This window comes from Singulisphaera acidiphila DSM 18658 (assembly GCF_000242455.2).
GTDB lineage: Bacteria > Planctomycetota > Planctomycetia > Isosphaerales > Isosphaeraceae > Singulisphaera > Singulisphaera acidiphila.
Window position 1 is genome coordinate 3922979 of the sequence record NC_019892.1, and the last position, 20010, is coordinate 3942988.

14 protein-coding genes and 7 tRNA genes are annotated in these 20010 nt (G+C 62.6%); 12 read left to right on the top strand and 9 right to left on the bottom strand.

The window, feature by feature from the left end:
• The first annotated feature begins 209 nt into the window (after positions 1–209).
• From SINAC_RS15325 to SINAC_RS39895, 4 genes are all read left to right on the top strand, one after another.
• Positions 210–283, top strand: a tRNA-Leu gene (locus tag SINAC_RS15325).
• 44 nt (positions 284–327) lie between these two features.
• A tRNA-Leu gene (locus tag SINAC_RS15330) sits at positions 328–411 on the top strand.
• A gap of 240 nt (positions 412–651) precedes the next feature.
• Positions 652–722: transfer RNA gene (locus SINAC_RS15335), tRNA-Ala, on the top strand.
• A 36-nt stretch (positions 723–758) separates the two neighbouring features.
• Positions 759–846, top strand: a tRNA-Ser gene (locus tag SINAC_RS39895).
• 11 nt (positions 847–857) lie between these two features.
• On the opposite strand, the gene SINAC_RS15340 is transcribed toward SINAC_RS39895, so the two are convergent.
• Entirely contained in the window at positions 858–1955 is a 1098-nt protein-coding gene (locus tag SINAC_RS15340) for a bile acid:sodium symporter family protein (RefSeq protein ID WP_015246553.1), read from the bottom strand.
• 242 nt (positions 1956–2197) lie between these two features.
• Between SINAC_RS15340 and SINAC_RS15345 the strand changes: the two genes are divergently transcribed.
• From SINAC_RS15345 to SINAC_RS15360, 4 genes are all read left to right on the top strand, one after another.
• A tRNA-Arg gene (locus SINAC_RS15345) sits at positions 2198–2270 on the top strand.
• 212 nt (positions 2271–2482) lie between these two features.
• Positions 2483–2567 (top strand) — tRNA-Ser (locus tag SINAC_RS15350).
• A gap of 2 nt (positions 2568–2569) precedes the next feature.
• A tRNA-His gene (locus tag SINAC_RS15355) sits at positions 2570–2640 on the top strand.
• A gap of 457 nt (positions 2641–3097) precedes the next feature.
• Positions 3098–4369, top strand: coding sequence for a pyridoxal phosphate-dependent aminotransferase (locus SINAC_RS15360; RefSeq protein WP_015246554.1), 1272 nt, complete (start codon positions 3098–3100; stop codon positions 4367–4369).
• 223 nt (positions 4370–4592) lie between these two features.
• Here SINAC_RS15360 and SINAC_RS15365 read toward each other — a convergent pair whose 3' ends face one another.
• From SINAC_RS15365 to SINAC_RS15385, 5 genes are all read right to left on the bottom strand, one after another.
• The gene (locus tag SINAC_RS15365) at positions 4593–4901 is read right to left on the bottom strand and encodes a hypothetical protein (protein WP_015246555.1); all 309 of its coding nucleotides are present in this window, start codon (positions 4899–4901) and stop codon (positions 4593–4595) included.
• A 256-nt stretch (positions 4902–5157) separates the two neighbouring features.
• Entirely contained in the window at positions 5158–5529 is a 372-nt protein-coding gene (locus SINAC_RS39900) for a hypothetical protein (protein WP_154673686.1), read from the bottom strand.
• 233 nt (positions 5530–5762) lie between these two features.
• Entirely contained in the window at positions 5763–8342 is a 2580-nt protein-coding gene (lon, locus tag SINAC_RS15375; RefSeq protein ID WP_020466100.1) for an endopeptidase La, read from the bottom strand.
• A gap of 153 nt (positions 8343–8495) precedes the next feature.
• Positions 8496–8828, bottom strand: a complete 333-nt coding sequence (locus SINAC_RS15380) for a hypothetical protein (RefSeq protein ID WP_015246558.1) — start codon at positions 8826–8828, stop codon at positions 8496–8498.
• Positions 8829–8914: 86 nt separating this feature from the next.
• Positions 8915–9706: a site-2 protease family protein gene (locus SINAC_RS15385; protein ID WP_015246559.1), complete on the bottom strand. Its 792-nt coding sequence runs from the start codon at positions 9704–9706 to the stop codon at positions 8915–8917.
• 177 nt (positions 9707–9883) lie between these two features.
• Here SINAC_RS15385 and SINAC_RS15390 point away from each other — a divergent pair, with 177 nt between their 5' ends.
• The 4 genes from SINAC_RS15390 to SINAC_RS15405 all read left to right on the top strand — a co-directional run bounded on the left by SINAC_RS15390 (position 9884) and on the right by SINAC_RS15405 (position 15820).
• Positions 9884–10651 (top strand): phytanoyl-CoA dioxygenase family protein, encoded by a 768-nt coding sequence (locus tag SINAC_RS15390; RefSeq protein WP_015246560.1) that lies wholly within the window; start codon positions 9884–9886, stop codon positions 10649–10651.
• The gene (dapF, locus tag SINAC_RS15395) at positions 10648–11484 is read left to right on the top strand and encodes a diaminopimelate epimerase (protein ID WP_015246561.1); all 837 of its coding nucleotides are present in this window, start codon (positions 10648–10650) and stop codon (positions 11482–11484) included. The genes SINAC_RS15390 and dapF overlap by 4 nt, the downstream gene beginning before the upstream one ends.
• A gap of 75 nt (positions 11485–11559) precedes the next feature.
• Positions 11560–12330 carry an endonuclease/exonuclease/phosphatase family protein gene (locus SINAC_RS15400; protein ID WP_015246562.1) on the top strand — a complete coding sequence of 257 codons (771 nt, stop codon included), beginning with the start codon at positions 11560–11562 and terminating at the stop codon, positions 12328–12330.
• Between the two features lie 154 nt (positions 12331–12484).
• Complete coding sequence (locus SINAC_RS15405) at positions 12485–15820, top strand: serine/threonine-protein kinase (RefSeq protein WP_015246563.1); 3336 nt, start codon at positions 12485–12487, stop codon at positions 15818–15820.
• Between the two features lie 133 nt (positions 15821–15953).
• Here the strand turns inward: SINAC_RS15405 and SINAC_RS15410 are convergent, their stop codons facing one another.
• From SINAC_RS15410 to SINAC_RS15420, 3 genes are all read right to left on the bottom strand, one after another.
• A complete protein-coding gene (locus tag SINAC_RS15410) occupies positions 15954–16385 on the bottom strand; it encodes a hypothetical protein (protein ID WP_020466097.1) in 432 nt (143 codons plus the stop codon).
• 217 nt (positions 16386–16602) lie between these two features.
• Positions 16603–17526 (bottom strand): CHAD domain-containing protein, encoded by a 924-nt coding sequence (locus tag SINAC_RS15415; protein ID WP_015246565.1) that lies wholly within the window; start codon positions 17524–17526, stop codon positions 16603–16605.
• Positions 17527–17725: 199 nt separating this feature from the next.
• Positions 17726–19663, bottom strand: coding sequence for a hypothetical protein (locus SINAC_RS15420; protein ID WP_020466096.1), 1938 nt, complete (start codon positions 19661–19663; stop codon positions 17726–17728).
• Positions 19664–20010 lie beyond the last annotated feature (347 nt).

Genomic DNA, 20010 nt, shown 5'->3' on the forward strand with positions numbered 1-20010 from the left:
GAAGCAACTCCCAGGCAGAGACCTGCTGAATGGCATGGCGACCCCGCGTTTCCATGCCCGGTGATGAGCCGGGTTTTTTTGTGCGCCGAGCCCAAATTCCAAGGAATGAATCACATAAGAGAAATTCGGCATTTCCCGCATATTGTCGGTTCAATTTATAAAATTATTTCCATTTTTTGTTTTTTGATACCTTGATTGAGAGGATCGATGGCTCGGTAGGCAATCGGCAGACCACTCTCGTTCAGACCGAGAGATGCTGAGGGTTCGAATCCCTCCTGAGCCACTGGCGAGCAACGAGAACCGCACTTCTTCGTTGCTCAGCCATTCGACCGGGTGGCGGAATGGCAGACGCGCGAGTTCGAGAAGCTCGTGCCCAAGATGGGCGTGGGAGTTCGACTCTCCCCTCGGTCATTGCGAATGTTTTTCAACAAACATCTCTCCCAGGCATAGCAGGCGCCCGGCCGGCTCCTCTAAGGCTGGCCTCCCGGTTCGAAACCGGGGCCTGGGACTCGCGGGTGAGCCGGTGCTCGACCGAGTTTCCTGAGCTCGGTGGGATGTGGTTCGACTCCCATACCCGCAATCGCGGCGGATTTTGATTGAGAAACGTCCCACACCCCTCGAGTTGAAGCCAAAGAGACAATGGAAAGAGACGGGCGGCTGGTCCAACGGAATGACACCTGGCCTGCAACCAGGAGATCGGGGTTCGACTCCCCGGCTGTCCACTACTGACACGAACCTGACGGAATCCCAATTTACGAGGAAGGTAGCCGGATACGGTTGTGGCCGGGCCGCACTGCTAAGGCGGTTTCCCTTCGGGGAATGAGGGTTCGAATCCCTTGCCTTCCGCTCGTCCCTCCTCACCCTGTTGCTGGGGCGAGCGCTCGCGCGTCCGGTTTCGGGGCGTTGGCGGCGCTCGTGGCGAGAGCATTCAACGCGCCGGCGACCATTTGCTGCACCAGGTTGTAGATGATGATCGGGAGTAGAATCCTCGGATGATCGGCGAACGCGAATGAGGCGAGCACCAGTCCCGTCCCGTTGTTGTTCATCCCCAGGCCGTACATCAGCGAAGCGCGTCCCCCCGCTTGCAGCTTGAGGAGATGACCGAGACCCCATCCTGACCCGAACGCGAACATGCAGAGGCTGGCGGTGATCGCGAGGATGGCGACGAGGAAGTCGAGGTCAGGCTGAGCGACCGCCTGGGGGAGCGAGATCGCGGCGTTCGAGTAGCAGAGAACCAGCAGATTTGCCGAGTTCGCAAGTTTCAGCCAAGGACGCATGCGGTCGGTCAACCGGTCTCCCAGCAATTGACGCAGGACGATTCCGAGCATCGAAGGGAAAACGACGCAGACGGCAAGGAACGCGCCGGTTCCGTGCCCTGCGAGTTGGTGAAGACTTGCAGCGTAGTCCCCCTGTGCCATCAAGCCCGCCGCGTGAAGCGAGAGGGGGGTCGTGAACGGACTCACCAGCGTGGAGACCACGACCAGGCCCAAGCTCAGCGCCAGGTCACCGTCAGCATTTTGTGCCCAGGCCGATGACGACCCTGCGATCGGCATCGAAGCGACCAGGGCAAGCCCTACAAGGATGCTCTGCAACTCATCGGAGTTGTGCCAAAACCCCGTTGACTGCGACACCAATGCAATGAAGACGATCGGCACGAGGAGATTCGCGGCCAGGCCAAAGGCCAAGGGTCTCGGGTTGGTGAACAAGCGATTCAACTCAGTCGTACGAACTCCGAGCCCGGCGTTCAGCAGCAGAAGGCCCAGCATTACCGCAGGCAAAGTCAGGTGCGTCGACCCTCCGAAAAGGCTGATCGTGCCAAACGAAACCGCGCGAATCTTGAGCCCGGCCGCCGGCGCATAGGCGGCCACTGCGTAGGTTGCGATCAGGAACCAGAGAAAATGCTTGTGAAACCAGTGCAGAGCCGTTACGAGCCTTCGATCGCCATGCATGGACATCTTCCGGCATCCTTTAGAAATCCGTTCGGGCGGAGCGTGGGACCCGGCGTCCCCATCATCCCTTCCGTTGCGAGCGACAACTCGCGACATGGACGAATCCTAGCGAGGAGACTTAAACAACACCTGAAGGAAGGCTAAATTTCTCTTCAGGCTTCGCAACACTCCGCCAACGCCCGTGAACCTTTCACGCAAGTCGGGCGTCCCTTTATTTCATGATTTCGTTTTTAAATACTCACTCGCTGGCCCCGATGGTGAAACGGACGATCATCCCTCGCTTCGAACGAGGAGTTCCAGGTTCAAATCCTGGTCGGGGTAGTTCGACGAAGTCGGTTGACGACGCCCATCACTTCGGAAAGTGGTCTTCGGAGGGACCGATCAAGCAAGAATGGAGGGGAGAGCGTCCGCGGTCCCAGGAAAGACAGCCCCAGGCGAAAACGGGTTGAGCGGCAAAGACGTCGCTTCGCCGTAGGGAAACGCAAGGGATCATTGTCGATCCGGGATCGAAGGGCAGAAAAAAAGATGTTGACGGAAGGGCTACCCGACTTGGGGACGGGACCCGCTTGGAAAGCGGGCGAGCGATGAGCCTTGCGGGTTCGACTCCCGCCCCTTCCGCTGTGCCCGTGGTGTAAAGGCAGCATATCCGCTTGTGAGGCGAACGGTGCCGGTTCGAACGCGGTCGGGCACATCGGCGATTTTTCGAGCAAATTGTTGTTTATACGCCACCTGCCAAGGCAACGTTGCAACTCGGTTTGGCCTCAGCATCGGTCTCAGTTCGTTTCACACTCTCGACTAACGCGTTTTCGAAGGATCTGGAGCCAGCGCTTTCAAGGTGGTCGACGGGTCGGATCAGGCTCATTTTCAAGGTTGATTTATGGTCGGTTGATGGAGGCTGTGTGACCCTTTGGTTTAGAATCCGTTGGTACAGGCTCTTGCATCGGATCCCTGGGCGGTTATATTCGACCGTTCTTCTGAGGAATCCAAGGTTCCGAACCGAGCGAAAAAACCATTCGACTTCGGCACGAAACGATGGAAGCCACGGGAGAACTCGGCCAGCGCCGGCAACCTCGGGTCCGCTGTCAACCGGCCGTCGTTTATGTATGGGGACCCTCTTAATTTCCCAAGATCCTCATCGACCGAACCGCATGGTAGACCACCGAGCGAAGAACCCCATCCAACACGGCGGAAATCAGGCGAATATCCGGGCGCGGCTCAAGCTGGGGAACCGGCCGCTCTTGGATTTTTCGGCCCCCTTGAACGCCTTGGGACCGCCCCCCGTGGCCCTTGCCGCCGTTCGAGCTGCCACCGAGACCATTGATCGCTATCCGGAGCCGAACTCACCCCGGCTTGTGGAGCGACTGGCCGAATTTCATGGGGTGCCGACCGACCAAATTATCGTCGGGGCGGGCACGACTGAACTGATCAACTTGATTGGTCAGATGGTTCGCGAGACTGCCGGCCGTCGCAGACGCAGTTTCGGCGTACCCAAGCCGCCGGCCGCGCACCTGATTGAGCCAAGCTACGGCGAGTATCGCCGGACCTCGGCCCAAAACGGAATGCGCACCAAAATCTGGGACGAGCATGTGCTCGGGTGGGCCCAGGAAACGTTCCCGGAAGGGAAGCGCGGGGTCTTCTGGACCGGCCACCCGAACAATCCGTCGGGCCGCGCCTGGGACCGTACGCGACTTCTCAACCTGGTCGATCGCTCCCCGTCACTGATGACGGTCGTCGACGAGGCCTATCTGCCGTTTCTGCCCGATGAGGCAAAGCGGACCCTGATCGGCGCGACGAGTACCCGCGACAACCTCATCGTGTTGCGGTCGATGACCAAGATCTACGCCTTCCCCGGGCTGAGAATTGGTTATGCCGTGGCCTCGCCCGATATCGTGGCGATGCTCCGCCGGAGCCAGCAGCCCTGGACCGTTACGACGGCCGCCGAGGTTGCGGCAATCGCGGCGGTGGACGACAGTGACTACCTCCGGCGCACCGTGGAACTGATCCGGACCGAGTCGGCTCGACTCACCGAGCGGCTCTGGGACCTGCCCGGTCTCCGCCCGCTCTGGCCCGGCCGGCAACGGCCGTCGTTCGCACCACCGATGGCGAACTTCGTCGTCTGCAGCCTGATCGACACCCCCTGGACCTCGCCTCAGCTCCAGGATGCGTTGGCCCGGCGCGGCATCTTCGTCCGGGAATGCTCCAACTATCGCGGCCTCGAGATCGGCTCGGTCGTGACCGGACCGGGACAGGCGCATCACACGCGCGGACATCTCCGGTTCTGCGTGAGGAACCCCGCCGAGAACGACCTTCTCGTCGAAACCCTCGCCGACGTCATGGCTTCAGAATCGGTGCTCCTCCGCTCGCGGGAAGAGGTTCCGGTCTTGAGCGGATTCCGACGCTGGCGGCTTCGCGCTCGCTAAACGCGATCGTCGTCCTTGAACCTTGTAACCCAACAATTGAGCGGCCGGGCAGAGGGGGGGATCCTCCTGAATCTGCCCGGCCCTTTCCTTTTTCGTCCTTGAAGCGCCAGGCAAAAGGGGGGGGATCCTCCTTGATCCTTTACCTGGCGATGACCTCATGTCGGTGGGTTGGCCGGGCAGGGGGGGCGATCTTCCTTGATTCTGCCCGGCCGTGACTTCCTGATCAGAGGAGCAAGGGCTCGTGATCTTCCGAGGAGCGGGGGCTCTCCTCGGGCCAGGGGGCCTGCCGACTCTCCTTGGAGGCGGGCCGAGCTTCGGTTGACGGCCGGATCATCATCCGGTCTTCCCGCTGGGGAACACGCATCAGGCCGAGGATGTTGAGGTCCCAGTAAGGGTTCCTCCACGGCCGATCGAACGACATCAGGCCCATCCGTTCGAGAGAGCGCCGGGCATTGATCCGGTTGCGCTCCTCGGACTCGGCTGCGTTCGAAAACCCGTCGTCACCACTTCGATCCGACTTCAGAGCACTCATCTTGTTTCCGCTCCCGCTCACCGGATTCCCAAGGATATGGCGAGGAATTGCGGCAGACCCATCGCGCCGTAAGAGGGCGGAACGAACGCGCGCCATTGCAGGGACAGGGACCTTCGCGAGACGCGAAAGTGGTGCCCAAAGGCGACGCGGACTCGGTGCGAGGTCCGACGAATTCACAATCGTTGTGACATTTGTGGAGCGACCGCTCGTGGGCGCCCCTCAAGAAAGGAAAAAGAGAGGGATCAACCGGTCCGGCTCAGCACATGAAACGGCAGAGTCGAATTGAGGTGGGAAGCATGGTGGCCCAAGGGGTGGTCTGCAGGTTGGCCATCCCCTGCGATCCCGGCTTCGAGACAGGGAGAAACTCGTGAGGAAGTAGCGGATGCCTTCGCTTTTCCGCACGCGAGGCAATCTGAACCAACGACCAGGTCGAGTCGTTCAGATCATCGGGAGCTTGATCGCGTTCACCTTCACTGTCCGTTGCGTCGAGCTCCTCGCCCATCGGCGAGCAAAAGCCGGCCGCCACGAGGATCGGGACGGAGACGACGTCGAGACCGGACCCAATGACCGCAAGTGCGATCACCAGGGATCGGAAACCGATCCAGTGAAGACGAAGCTTCCAGCTCACCTCAACCCCCGCAATGCCGACCCGCTCATCAATGGTTTGAGAAGTGATCGATGAGCGCCTTTTTATCATATCGGAAGAAGCGACCTCGATGTCAAGTGGAATCACCTTGCCGGACCAGATAAGCAGTCGGAGATGAAGTGCCAGAACCACAAATAACAGAAGGGGCCTCGTCAATAACAAGGCCCCTTCGCGTTGACATCGGATCGGAAATGACGCCGGCACCGCCGCTCCGCTCAGGCCGACCGAGGCCGGCGAGTCGGCTTGTCCACCTGGCCCGCTTTCCGGTCGCGCGGGGTCGCGATCGTTCGCGAGGAACTGGCACTCTTACCGGGCGACGAAGTCGTTTTCTTCGACCCGCGCTCGCGGGGAAAAAGCCGGGGCACGACATCGTCCAGGGTATCAACCGAGTGGAAGGTCATGTCGGCCTTGACCTCGGCCGGGAGTTCGATGAGGTCCTTCTCGTTATGCCGAGGGATCAGGACGGCGAGGATCCCCGCGCGGCGGGCGGCCAGGATCTTCTCGCGAACTCCCCCGACGGGCAGGACACGGCCGGTCAGGGTGACCTCGCCGGTCATCGCCAGATTCTGATGGATCGCCTTCTTGCGGACCAGGCTCATCAAGGCTGCGGAAATGGCCACTCCGGCCGACGGACCGTCCTTGGGCACCGCTCCCGCCGGCACGTGAATGTGCACGTCGTTCTTGGTGAACCAAGAGGCCTCGATCTCGAGCAACTTGGCATGGCTCCGCATGTAGCTCATGGCCGCCTGGGCGCTCTCACGCATCGACTCGCCGAGCAGACCGGTCAGCGTCAAGCCTCCCTTGCCGGGCATGGCAGTCGCTTCGATGAAGAGGATCTCGCCTCCGGTCGGAGTCCAGGCCAGGCCGGTGGCCACGCCTGGTGTCCCGGTTCGGTCGGCCACCTCACGGAAGTATCGAGGCGGCCCGAGCGCTTCGGGAACCTGCGTCGGCGACACCTTCGTCAGCCCTCGCTTGCCGTCGGCGCGCTTCCGCGCGACCTTCCGACAGATCGAGGCAATCTCGCGTTCGAGGTTGCGCAACCCGGCTTCACGCGTGTAGTCGGCGATGATCTTGCCGACCGCCTCGTCGGAGAAGACGACGTCCCCGGCTGCCAGGCCGTGCGCCTCGAGCTGCTTGGGGATGATGTACTTCTGCGCGATCAGGGTTTTCTCTTCCTCGCTATAGCCGGGAAGCTGGAGAACCTCCATCCGGTCGAGCAAGGGGGCCGGGATCGTCTCGAGCATGTTGGCCGTTGCGATGAACATCACCTTCGACAGGTCGAAATCGACGTCGAGGTAGTGGTCGCGAAAAGAAGCGTTCTGTTCGGGGTCAAGCACTTCGAGCAGGGCGGCCGAGGGATCCCCTCGGAAGTCGGACCCGAGCTTGTCGACCTCGTCGAGCATGAAGACAGGGTTATTCGTCCCCCCTTTGCGGATCCCTTGGAGGATCCGGCCGGGCATCGCGGCCACATAGGTGCGGCGATGCCCTCGGATCTCGGCCTCGTCGTGGACTCCGCCCAGGCTGATCCGGACGAACTCGCGGCCCAACGCCTTGGCGATGCTCTTGCCCAGCGAGGTCTTCCCTGTGCCCGGAGGCCCGGCGAGGCAAAGGATCGGCCCCTTCATGTCCTTCTTGAGCTTGCGGACTGCCAGGTACTCGAGGATCCGCTCCTTGATCTTCTCCAGGTCGTAGTGGTCAGTGTCGAGGACCTTCTTGGCCCGCCGCAAGTCGAGCCGGTCGCGACTCGACTTGGACCAGGGGAGCATGGCCATCCAGTCGAGGTAGGTCCGAACGATCGAATATTCCGCTGAGCTCGGATGCATCCCGGCGAGCCGCTCGATCTCCCGTTCGGCCTCGGTCAGGACGTCTTCGGGCGGGTTCGCGGCTTTCAGTCGCTTCCAGAGTTCGTCGAGCTCGGGGTTGTCTCCTTCCCCCTCACCCAGTTCTTCCTGGATCGCCTTGATCTGCTGGCGGAGGAAATGGTCCCGCTGCGCCTTGGTGATCTCCGACCCGACCTGCTCCTGGATCTTGCTCGAGAGCTCGAGCACCGCAAGCTGGCGTGAGAGGAACTGGCCGAGCTTCTCCAGCCGGGCGCGGACGTCGATCTCGCTCAGGAGCTTCTGCTTCTCTTCGATCGAGAAGGGCAAGCTGGAGCCGAGCAGGTCGGCCAGCCGACCTGGCTCCCTGGTGTTCATCGCGGCGACTTGCAGTTCTTCGGGGACCTGCTGGCTCTGGTCGACCATCCGCTGGAACAAGCGGTTCACATGATGGACCAGCGCGTCGAGCTCGACCCCTTCGTCCACCACGTCGTCATACGGCTCAATTTGTCCGATGAGGTAGGGCTCAAGTTGCTCGACCTTAGTCAACTTGGCGCGGTACAGCCCCTGGCAGACGATCCGTGTGGAGCCGTCGGGGAATTTGAGCATCTTCAGGACGGACCCGACGCAGATCGTCGGATAGAGGTCTTCGATCCCCGGCTCTTCGGTATCGGGATGGCGCTGGGTGACCAGGCCGATCATTTTGTCGCCACCCAGCACTTCGTCGATCAGCTTGATCCCGCCGGGCCGGTTGACCACCAAGGGGACGACCGTCTGGGGAAAAACAACGTCGGAGCGGAGCGGCAGCAACGGGAGCCGCGAGGGCAGCACCGGCGCTCCTTCAGGACGTTCGGGCAAGACCAGGGCCCGCCCCGTCGCCGCGACATCCTCCGCGACCGATTCGGGGTCGGGCGCGAGCGAAGGATTTGAGGGACGATCTGATTTCGACGTGCGAGTGGTTTTCTTCTTGGGTCGCATAAAAATCGACTTAATGGATAGCGAGGGATCCGACCAAACTCTCGTCTCAAATCCAGGGCAAACCGCGCGGCCGTAGCACTGAATTGTTGACCAACGCGCCGAGGAAGGAAAGAGCGCACCCCAACGGTCGACATTCTTTGGTTTAAGTGGTGCTCAGTCAAGACATTGGATCAGGAAGTTCCGGGCCCGCTGCCGTTGTGCGGGACTCAAGCCCCCCGTCCACCGAAGCGTCAGGGTCTTCCCTGCCCCCCACGTCCCCCGGATCGTGAACGGTCGATCGGAGGCGAGGTTTCGGGCACAGAACTCCTTGATCTCAAGCACCTTACTTCTGGGAACGTGCCCCCGCACGTCGATCGAACCCGCCGTCCGATACCGAATCAAGAATCCATTCGGCCCCACGCCGGTCATCCAACCTGCACGATGGAGCGCCACAAGCGTTGCAGCCGCAGCCAGCACAATGATCCCGACGATGGCTCCTTGAACCATTGGGAAAACGACCTCAAAAGACGCGATCGCACGACGTGAGCGTCGTCCTCGATCGTTACGGAATGAACGAACGGCCCACTGTCGACTCAGCGTCTCCACCAGTCGGCATCGTCCTCAACCTGACCGTACTTCGCCGTCTGGTGAAGCGCCTGGAGCACCTGGTAGTTTTGAAACGCAAAATACGCAAACCAAATGCCAGGACCAGTCTGGTTCCAGCGAAAGAACACCATGGCAAGCGAGCCCGCCGTGAGCAAGGAGACGATATGGGCCCACCGCATGCCCTGGCGCGGGTTGAGCATCGTCAAGCAGACTTCGAGGATCCGGCCGCCGTCGAGGGGAAGGATCGGCAGGAGGTTGAGCAGGCCCCACATCAGGTTGATGACCGTCATGACCCAGTAGATCGACTGAACGGTGCGTGACAGCATGAAGTAGGCCATGCTCAAATTATGGCCCGAGCTAAGACCGACCATCGTCTGGACCAATTCCAGGTCGTCGGCAAAGCTGATTCCGAGGAAGACTTTGCCGACGAGGAAGAGCACGCCCAGGAGCAAGAACCCGGCCCCCGGGCCTGCGACCAGCACGGCCAGGCGGTGCCAGGGGCGCTGTCGTCCCAGATCGCAGGCGCAATAGCCTCCCATCCAGAAGAGCACGATCTCGGCCGGCGGATGGCCGTAGAACCGAGAGACCAGGCCATGACCATATTCGTGGACCAAGATCGAGAGGAAGGCACACCCGATGAAGATGAGCACTTCGGGTAGGTGGTTCTCGCCTCCGCTCAGGACGGCCATGATCAGCCAGAACAGCGGGTGAACGCGAACGGGAATGCCGAGCAGACGAAAGCGCAAGTCGTAAGGCGTCGGCGCGGCCAGACCCAGCATGGGGCACCTCAAAAGGGGAAAGCGATCGGGTCTCGTCTGATCAAAAGAGTAGACCCGGACGGCCTCCGGAAACAAGAGTCTTGCCGCGAAAGCGGTTCCGTCGAATGAGATCCAAAGGCCGGTTGCACGACGACGCATCCCTCTGGTAACGTTTTCTCAAAAGGAGGAACGCGACAGGTGGTTCCGGAGATTTCGGCCCGATCGTCCGATCCCTGTGGTCGGTTCTCAGAATTGCCCGGCGTTCTCGAACGCGCTGGGTTTGCGATCGTGACCGACGTCATCGATTCCCAGGTCGTTTCGGCCTTGATCGAGGCGATCGATGCGATCCCACCGCAAGGGTTGGTCCTCGAGCGCGGGGGGAGCGTTTACGCGATGCGGAACGTCCTCAGCCTCGTGCCCGCCAGCCGCGAACTTGCCGAATCGGAGGCGCTCACCCGCTTGAGCCAGGCCATCTTGGGACCATCTGCCTTCGTAGTACGGGGCCTCTTATTCGATAAGACCCCCGAGGCAAACTGGGGCGTCCCCTGGCACCAGGACCTGACAATCGCGGTCAAAACCCGAACGGAAACCCCGGGGTATGGTCCCTGGACCGTCAAAGGGGGGATCCCCCACGTTCAGCCCCCGGTATCGGTTCTCGAGCAAATGCTGACCGTGCGCGTTCACCTTGACGACAGTGACGAGGAGCGCGGGCCGTTGCGAGTCGTTCCGGGATCACACGCCGAGGGCCGGCTCGGAGCCGAAGCGACCCGGGATTGGTTGGCGCGAGTGCCCCCACAGACCTGCCTCGTTCCTCGCGGTGGCGCGCTGCTGATGCGCCCCTTGATCTTGCACGCCTCTTCCCCCGCCGAGGCTTCCGGCAGGCGGCGGGTGATCCACCTCGAATACGCGGCCGCCCCGCTGCCGGGCGACGTGACCTGGTTTGAATCGGAGTTTCCCGGTCGATGAAATTTACGAAGATGCACGGGCTCGGCAATGACTACGTCTACGTGAGCACCTTCGACCAGAAGGAGCCCGCCGACCTCGGTGCGCTGGCCATCGCGGTGAGTGATCGCCACTTCGGGATCGGCTCGGACGGCCTGATCATGATCACCCCGTCGGAACGAGCCGACGCCCGGATGCGGATGTTCAACACCGACGGCACCGAAGGGGAAATGTGCGGCAACGGCGTTCGCTGCGTCGCCAAGTACGTCCACGACCACGGAATTGCGCCCAGGCCCCGGGTGACGATCGAGACCGGACGCGGTGTCTTGACCCTCGACCTCGAGGTTGAGGGAGGCAAGGCGCGGCGGGTCCGTGTCGATATGCAGACCCCGATCCTGCAAGCCGCCAAGATCCCGACCACACTTCCGGGCGAGCCCCCGATCGACGCTCCCCTCACGATCGAGGGACATCCCTTGGGCGTGACGGCCGTCTCGATGGGCAACCCGCACGCGGTGGTCTACGTCGACGACGTCACGCGGTTCCCGGTCGAACGCTTCGGCCCCTTGCTCGAGAATCACGTTACGTTCCCGAAACGGGTCAACGTCCACTTCGCCGAAGTCGTCGGACCGGGAGAGGTCCGGATGCGCACCTGGGAACGCGGTTCCGGGATCACCCTGGCCTGTGGCACCGGCGCCTGCGCCGTCTGCGTTGCGGGGATCCTGACCGGCCGCACCGGTCGCAAGATCATCGCCCACCTGCCTGGCGGCGACCTCGAACTGGAATGGCCCGGCGACGGCCAATCGGTCTTCATGACGGGGCCGGCCACCGAGGTCTTCTCAGGGGAATGGCCCGATTGATCGAGTCCCGGTCACAAGGAGGGGAAACGGGCTCGATTCAGGAAACGATGCGAGTGGCGAAGGACGCGGCGATCCATGCGAGTGCTGAGCTATAACATCCACAAAGGGATCGGCGGCCGTGACCGGCGCTACCGGATCGACCGAATCATTCGGGTCATCGCGGAGCAGGAGCCGGACCTGATCTGCCTTCAGGAAGTCGACCTGAATGTCAGGCGGACCCGGCACGACGACCAACCGCGACGGCTCGCCGACGCGATTCAGTCGGCTGCTGAGATTTATCAGCTCAACGTCCACCTCGGGGCCGGGGGCTACGGCAACCTCGTCCTGTCGCGATGGGAATTCCGTCACACCCACCAGATCTCGCTCCGCCAAAGGCGCAGAAAGCCGCGCGGCGCCCAGCTCGCCATCGTCGAAACCCCCGAGGGCCCGCTGCACCTGATCAACTGGCACCTCGGGCTCGCCGAACGGGAGCGCCACTGGCAGGTGCGGCACCTCTTGGATCACGACTGCTTCCGCGAATCGGCAACCCTGCCGACTCTGATTATCGGCGACTTCAATGACTGGCGGAACACACTCGCCCGTATGAGCTTCGCGGCTCATGGGTTCGAGCAATTGACCGTCCCCCACGAGCGGTTCCGCTCCTTCCCCGCCTATTTCCCGGTCGTCTCCCTGGACAAGGCGTTCGCGCGGGGCGGGATCGAGGTTCGTCAAGCGCGCGTCATCCGAACACCGCTCGCCAAACGAGCCTCCGACCATCTCCCTCTGGTCATCGACTTCCACGTACGGCCGGCCGCGCCAGACACGCCGGGTGCGTCGTCGACGACCGAGCTTCTGGGTTCGAGATGATTCGGCCTCTTTCTCCGGATATGTCCCGCTGGGTGGGCACGGCCCACCGACCCTCTTAAGTTAAGTGTTTGCGACAAAGCCGATTATGGGGTGGATCGTGCCCACCCTACCGACCCGAAACCGACCGCGATGAATGCGGTGAAAGTTGGTGATCATGGCCTCGGCCGATACCCAACGAGATGACGACGACCCTCTGGCCACGGTCGATCAGAGTGGCCAGACCGCCAACTCCGCCGACCAGCCCAAGCCCAAGGAGCCAACGGACGCCTCATTGCAGGCCCGAGGCCGGTACGTACCGATCCGAGCGCATGCCAAAGGGGGGCTAGGCGAGGTCTTCGTGGCACGCGACGAAGAGCTTGGCCGAGAGGTGGCTCTCAAGGCAATTCAAGAGCGGCTGGCCGACGACCCGACGAACCGGGCTCGGTTCATCCGTGAGGCGGAGATCACCGGCAACCTCGAACACCCGGGAATCGTGCCGATCTATGGCTTGGGCCAATCGGCCGACGGCCGCCCTTACTATGCGATGCGATTCATTGAGGGGGAGACCCTGGCCGCGGCGATCGACCGCTTCCACTCCTCCGTCGAACCGATTCATGCCCCCGGCAAACGGTCGGTCGCCTTGCTCGGCCTGTTGCGCCGATTCAATGACGTCTGCAACGCCATCGACTATGCGCACAGCCGAGGGATCCTCCACCGCGACCTGAAGCCGAGCAACATCATGCTCGGTCTACACGGCGAGACGCTGGTCGTCGACTGGGGACTGGCCAAGTTCATGGGGCAAGATACGGCGGAACCTTCAAATACAGCGGACACGGCCGCTCTCATCACGGGCTCGTCGAGCGATCAAACGCTACCCGGCTCGACCGTCGGGACTCCGGCCTTCATGAGCCCCGAGCAGGCCGCCGGCCGGATCGAGGATCTGGGCCCGAGCAGCGACATCTACAACCTGGGAGCCACGCTCTACTATCTGCTGACAGGCCAGGCCCCGTTCGATCATGCCCCAGCGGGCATCCTGCTGACGAAGGTCCAGCGGGGCGACTTCCGAACGCCCTCAGCGGCGGCGTTGGGACCGATTCCCTCGGCGCTCGAAGCCATCTGCTTGAAGGCGATGGCGCTCCTGCCGAAGGATCGCTATCCGTCGACCCGTGCGATCGCCGAGGACATCGAACGCTGGATCGCCGACGAGCCCGTTTCGGCTCAGCCCGAGTCGCGGCTGGCCAGGTTGGCGCGGTGGTCGCGGCGGCATCGGGCCTGGGTCCGCGCCGCCTCGGCCGTGCTGGTCGGTCTCGTGATCGTCATGTCACTCGCCACGGGGGTCGTCCACCGAGCCTGGCAGCGCGAGCAGACCGTTCGGATCGCGTCCGAGGATCTCGCCGCCAGCCTCGATCTCGACAAGGGGATCGGCCTCTGTGAGCAGGGGACGACCGGCCTCGGCATGCTCCGGCTGGCCCATGCCCTGGCGATCACCCCGGCAGGCGCATCCGACCTGAGGCGGACGATCCTGAGCAACCTGGACGCCTGGCACACCCCCATGATCCCGCTCCGGGAAATGTTCGTCCATCCCGACGCGATCTGGTCCGTGGCCCTCTCGCCCAATGGCCGGACTCTCCTGACCGGTAGCAGCGTCATGGTGGAGGGGAAGCTGCTGGGCGAGGCCCGCCTCTGGGACGTGGAGACTGGCAAAGCGTTGGGCGAGCCTTTGAAACATGGGAGCTACGTCAACAGCGCGGTCTTCAGCCCTGATGGTAAGGTGATTCTGACCGGCAGCGCCGATCGAACAGCGCGGCTCTGGGACACCGCGACCTGCCATCCCCTCGGCCCTCCCCTCGTGCAAGACAGCTCGGTGAAGACCGTGGCGTTCGCCCCCGACGGTCGCTCCTTTCTGACCGTCACCGGGCGCTCGGTCGACTTCTGGGACACCGCGACACAACGGTCTCTGGGGCCATCGCTGACCGACCATCCGGCCCCGGTCAATCCGGCCGTCTTCAGCGCCGACGGCTCGATGATCGCCACGGGGTGCGAAGATGGGACCGCTCTGATTTGGAAGAGAGGCGAGAGCAAGCCGATCGGCGCTCCTCTGATTCACAACTCGGCGGTCAACTGTCTGGCGTTCAGCCCCGACGGCAAAGTGCTGGCAACGGGAGATGAAGACGGGATCATTCAATTCTGGGACACCGCCACCCAGCAGCGGCTCCGCATGCAACAGGCACACCGGTCGGAAATCTACGGGATGGCGTTCAGCCCCGATGGTCAGGTGTTGGCGACGGGCGGCGACGATGGAACGGCCCGGTATTGGAAGACAGGCACGGGCCAGGCCCTCGGGTTGCCGATGGAGCATCTGGGCGCGGTCACGGCAGTCGCGTTCGCCCCGGATGGCCGTTCCCTCGCGACCGGGAGTGGCGACACTGTCGCCCGAATCTGGGTCGGGCCGACCACGCGACCGCTCATGGCCAAACAGACGAATGGCGAGCGTGTCCTGGCAATGGCTTATTCCCCCGACGGCTGGACCTTCGTAACGACCGATTCCGGCCGAGTGACCCGGATCCGCGATGCCATCTCGCTCGAACCGATAGGCCCCTCTCGAACCCACGAGTCGGACATCCGAGCGGTCGCCTACAGTCCCGACGGCGACACCATCCTGACCGGCGCCTCGGATGGGACAGCGCAACTCTGGACCGCGGCCGACTTCCAGCCGGTCGGCCACCCCCTGAAACTGCCGGGCGCAGTCACCACGGTGGCCTTCCGACCCGATGGGCGAGCCTTCCTCGCCGCCGGCGAAGACACGAAAGCCCACCTCTGGGACCCGTACGCCGGCCGCCACTTGGGCCCGCTGCTCCCGCTCGAATCGGAGATCATGGCCCTGGGGTTCTCCCCCGACGGCCAAACGATCGTCACGGCCGAAGGGCGTTCCGTGCGATTCTGGGAGGTGGCCAACGGCGTGGCGACCGGGCAGATCCGACGTGTGCTCCGCGGTCACCAAGGCTTCATCTACTGCCTTGCGTTCAGCCGCGACAGTCGGCTCGTCGCCACCGGGAGCGAGGACGACACCGCCCGGATCTGGGAGGTCAAGACAGGACGACCCGTCGGCCCGCCGTTACCCCACGGCGCAAGCATCATCTCGATCGCATTCGCGCCGGACGGCAAAACGCTCCTGACCGGATGCAATGACCAGACCGCCCGCCTCTGGAGCCTCCCCACCGGCCGGTCGATCGGCCCCCCCTTGAAACACCAGGGCCGAGTCTCGGCGGTGAGCTTCCACCCCTCCGGCCATTTCTTCCTGACCGGCAGCTTCGATCGGTCGGTCCGTCGCTGGGAAGCGCCTCGCCCTTGGATCGACGACGTCGAGCAGATCCGAAGCCGAGTGCAAGGATTGACGGGCATCACCCTGGGTCTCGAAGCCGACCCGTCCTCCCGCGGCAACATCCTTGACGATCGCATCTGGCGGCTCGAACGCCGGCTCCTGGACACAACAGAAAGCACGACTCGTTGATCCTCAAGAGTCGTGCGGTCGGTCTGTTGAATTAATTCCAGGTACAGACACAGCCTCTCGTCTTCGCGCCCCCTTTTGGATCGCGAGCCGAGCGGAGACTGTGCACGAACAAGCCCGGCGAGTTCCGCGTCGCTCAATCCCGCCAGTCACGGCGGGTGTAGCCCGGCAACGTGACGTCGTCAACTTCACGGCTGGAGCTAAAGCCGTTGATTGCATCTTTGAAGAGATGATACGGGCAGGATTCCGGGAACTTCCAGCGGATCCAGCGCGGCCCGAGTCCGAGCAGACCCGTTTTGGAGATCGCCACGATGGTCGCCGCGACCCATGGGGAGGTGTTATCGCCCTGGAGACGAAACCAGGCCATCGTCCCGGCGCTGGGAGCAACCTTGGCCAGCGCGGAGCCCCCACCCAGACTGATGTCGCGAAGCGTGGCGACGACGCTCCGCAACTCCTCTCCCTCCGTCCAGCTCAGAATGACAAACGTTTGCCCCGTGACGTAACGCGACGCACCACGGCGGTCGCCACTTCGATTGGACGCAGAGTGATTCGAACGACGTTCAAGCATCACACACCCAAAGCGTTCATTCGGCCCCATCGCCACCTTTCCCAACGCACCCGAGACCGCTTGCGAAGGAACGATGGCTATATTTTGCAAACATTCCGCTCAAGTCTAGGCCAGGATGCACCAGACGGAGGGTGAATTCAGGGAAGAAACGCCGACGGAAAGCGCAACAACTTCGAAGGTGGCCACCGTTCTCCGGTCCGCTCAAAGAGAGAGAGGGTCAGGGATTGAGCCAACGGCGGAATTTCTTGTGGTCAAGCTTGTCCCAGACCTTGAAGAATCGTTCCCGAGAACGATCGGCCAGGCGCATCTGCCGCTTGAAAAGGCGGTGAGCAGAGAGCTTGAAGGGAATGTCGTAGGGATGAAGAGCGGCGATTCGCGTGATTTCCTGAGCGGCGATGCTCGCATCCTGGTGTTCCCCCAGGACGTCTTGCACCTTGGTCGCGCTCTCTGCGAACCGTCTCGCCTCTTTCGCACGATTCTTGCCGAGCGCATCGGCGACATCTTCAGCCGCGTACCGGGCACGCTTGGCTCGCTTACGAACCTCGTGGAAGTCTTTGTCAGGGTCATTGGGGTGGAGCGCCCGACCCCGTTTCTTGAGCGATTTCCAGGCCTCTCCGACCAGCGTAGGGAGTTCGGAGCGACGCATATTCGCAGCTTCGGGCCGAAGTGGGGTGTCGATAACAGCCTGCTCCAACCGCTCGATCAGGTCGCGATAACGATCCCCCTGGAGGACCTCTTTGAGCCTCCCGGACGCCCGCTCGTGCTCCACCGCCAGCGTTCGGAATAAGGGAGCGAGCTTCTCCGGCGCGTCTCCCGAGGCTCTGAGCAAACGCTCGCGAAGCACGTCGAGATCCCGCACCGTTCCAAGCACCTGCGCCAGCCACCTGAGTTCTTGCTCGAGCGGCAAGGACCATTCGGCCTTCACGAGCGGGCCGAACGTGCGGAGCGCACTGCGAAGCCGACGCGTCGAGGTCCGCATCCCGTGGACCCCCTCGGTCAGCCCCTGCCTGGCCGAGGGATCGCAGTGGAGCATCCGCTCGACCCCCCGCGTCAAGGCCGTGCGAACCGCCACGGAGGCAGGTCCGACCGGCGCGACCTCTGTGGGCAACTCAAGGTGCTGTCGAGGCTTCCCATTGGCCATTGTAGGCACGTAATCCCCGACCTTTTATGCGGAATGACCCCAATCGACCGGAACACGAGAGCGTCGTCTCGATCGACTCCGATCCATTGCTTGACCTTAGCCAAGATCGCCCCGACCCGCAAGGGCGGGAAAGCGCCTCGGCCCGCCAACGGTAAGCCGGAACGACCGCCGCCCCACGCGGAGCAAAGACCTGACGATGTCATTGGCTCGGCAACGTCCCAATGAACACGCCGCGAGTGTCAGCAGCGAAAATGCCGGCAAAATCGGCCTCTCCCACGTGCGTGTGCGAGACCACCCCGCCGAGAACCGTCGACTTGGTAGGCAACGGCAGGTTCAGGGTCGTCGTCCCGGTGGTTGTGGTACCTCCCCCGGAATTGGTCGTCGTGACCGTCGGATCGGCCAACTGGGCCTGAGTCAATGGGGGCGACGCAAAGCTGAGGTTGATCGTGCCCGGAAGGATGAAGTCGTCGATGATCGGGTCGAGTTGCCTGTTGTATGCGATCTCTTTGAACGTCTCGTTGAAGTAGGTAATCTCGGTGTAGTTGATATAAGGAACCGGGGCGGTCACGCTTCCTCCGAAAATCACCCCCGCTGGGGCGTCATAGGTCCCGTCGCCCGGATCCGTCGAGCGGGTCGGCGGCGGCCCGTAACCCGAAGGGGGCAAGGTGCCGTTCCCACCGCTCGGCGCGACGCTGGCGGCGAGGACCGAATCGATCAACGAACCGAGGATCTGGAAGTTGTCGATGTTGCCCCCGGTCAGGAAGTGTTCCTGACGATCCTCGCCGGCAATGATCCGCGTGGGATAGCCGGTGGCGTTCGGGTTGAGCGCGAACTCGGACCGGACGTCGCCGCCGATCGTCATGTTGTGGATCCCGACCCCCGCGCGAAGCTCCGAGTTCAGGACCGCGTCGACCCCGTCAGCCCCGATGTTCGCAGTCACCCCCAACGAGCCATCGCCGGCCCCGTCGATCAACACCCCCGCAGTGATAAGGCTCTTGAAGATTCCGTGGCGAACGTCGACTCCGAAGAGATTCTTGCCAACGTCGATGTTTGCATCCTGAACCCCTCCCAGGGTCGCCCCGCCACCGAGGACCCGGAGATTCGAAAGGTCGAGGCCGACAAAAAGATCAAGTGAAGTGGGGGATCCCTTGCCGTTCAGGGCCCCATTCACGGTTAGACCGACCAGGTTGCCTTTGACCGCCAACTGGCCCCCGGTGGGCTTGACCGCAAAGTCACCTCCCACGGTCAACGAGGCCAGGTCTCGGCCGACAAGAATGTTGCCCCCCGAGTCGAGCCTGACGTCCCCTTTCACGTTCAGACCGCCGGTGATGTCGCGACCGATGGAGAGGAGCCCGTTGTCGGAAACCTGGACCGTGTTCGCAACCGTCCCGGCCGTGGTGAGATCATTCCCGACGATGAACCGGCCGCCCTGAAGGCTCAGGCCTCGCCCCAGGGTCAACCCTCCCAGGTCATGGCCGATATTGATGAGGCCATTGGTCTTTGCCTGGATGTCGCCGCTGAGGTTGAACCCCCCGGTCAGGTCGTGGCCGACCGCAAAGACGCCACCATGTTGAACGACAAGGCTCGCCGGATTGAAGGTCCCCGTCGCATCGTTATCGATCACAAAGTGCCCACCGTCCAGATTGATGGAACCGCCCACCGACCCCGTCAGGTTACCGCCGACGTGGATCCGGCCTGTCGGCCCAAGCTCCACACTCCCGGCGTTGAGCTCGCCCAGGTCTCCTTTCACATCCACAGTCGCATTGCGTCCGATGCTGGCGAGCTGAATCGACGAGACCGAACCTTGCAGGGGGGTCATCGGCCCGAGCAGATTGGCCCCCCCCGCGTCGATCGATCCGAGCAGGCCGGTCTTGACGTTGATCTTACCAATGTTGATCTGAGTCGTATTGAAGTGTGCCTGACGCGGCTGAGCCGTGATCGTCAAGGTGCTATTCGGATTCGTGGAAAAGAGGTTGATCGCGATCTGGCCACCCTTCAAACGCTTGACCGTCTGGTAGCCCCCGCCGGTCACGCTGAGCGTGAATAGCGAGCCGTTGGAAGCAATCGGCCGACTCGACGATGGCCCGGTATAAACCGAGAGGAGTTGCCGAGCCTCAAGGGCCTCAACAACCGGCATAGCCGATCTCCGCCGCGCCCGTGAAACCGAGGTCGGGTCAATGTTCGACTGACGAACAGGCCGTCCGTTGTCCCGAATCATGGGCAGGGCTCCTTCCCAACCGCCGAAATCAGAACGATCCCAACAAGCTTCCCAGTCCTTTGGAAACCCGTCTCGAGATCCAGATTCGGCTCAACCTAAAGCGGGCGCATATGCTTTGTCACAAATCGGATTCGTCTTCGAAAGCAGATGAGGAAAAGCGTGAGACACAAACCCAGGCCGACCGGCTTCGCCCGCATTTTCGGCAGAGTCTTCCTCATCGAAGGGGAATCGGCCTGGTTGCCACGACGCTTCAAGGCGTCGCCCAT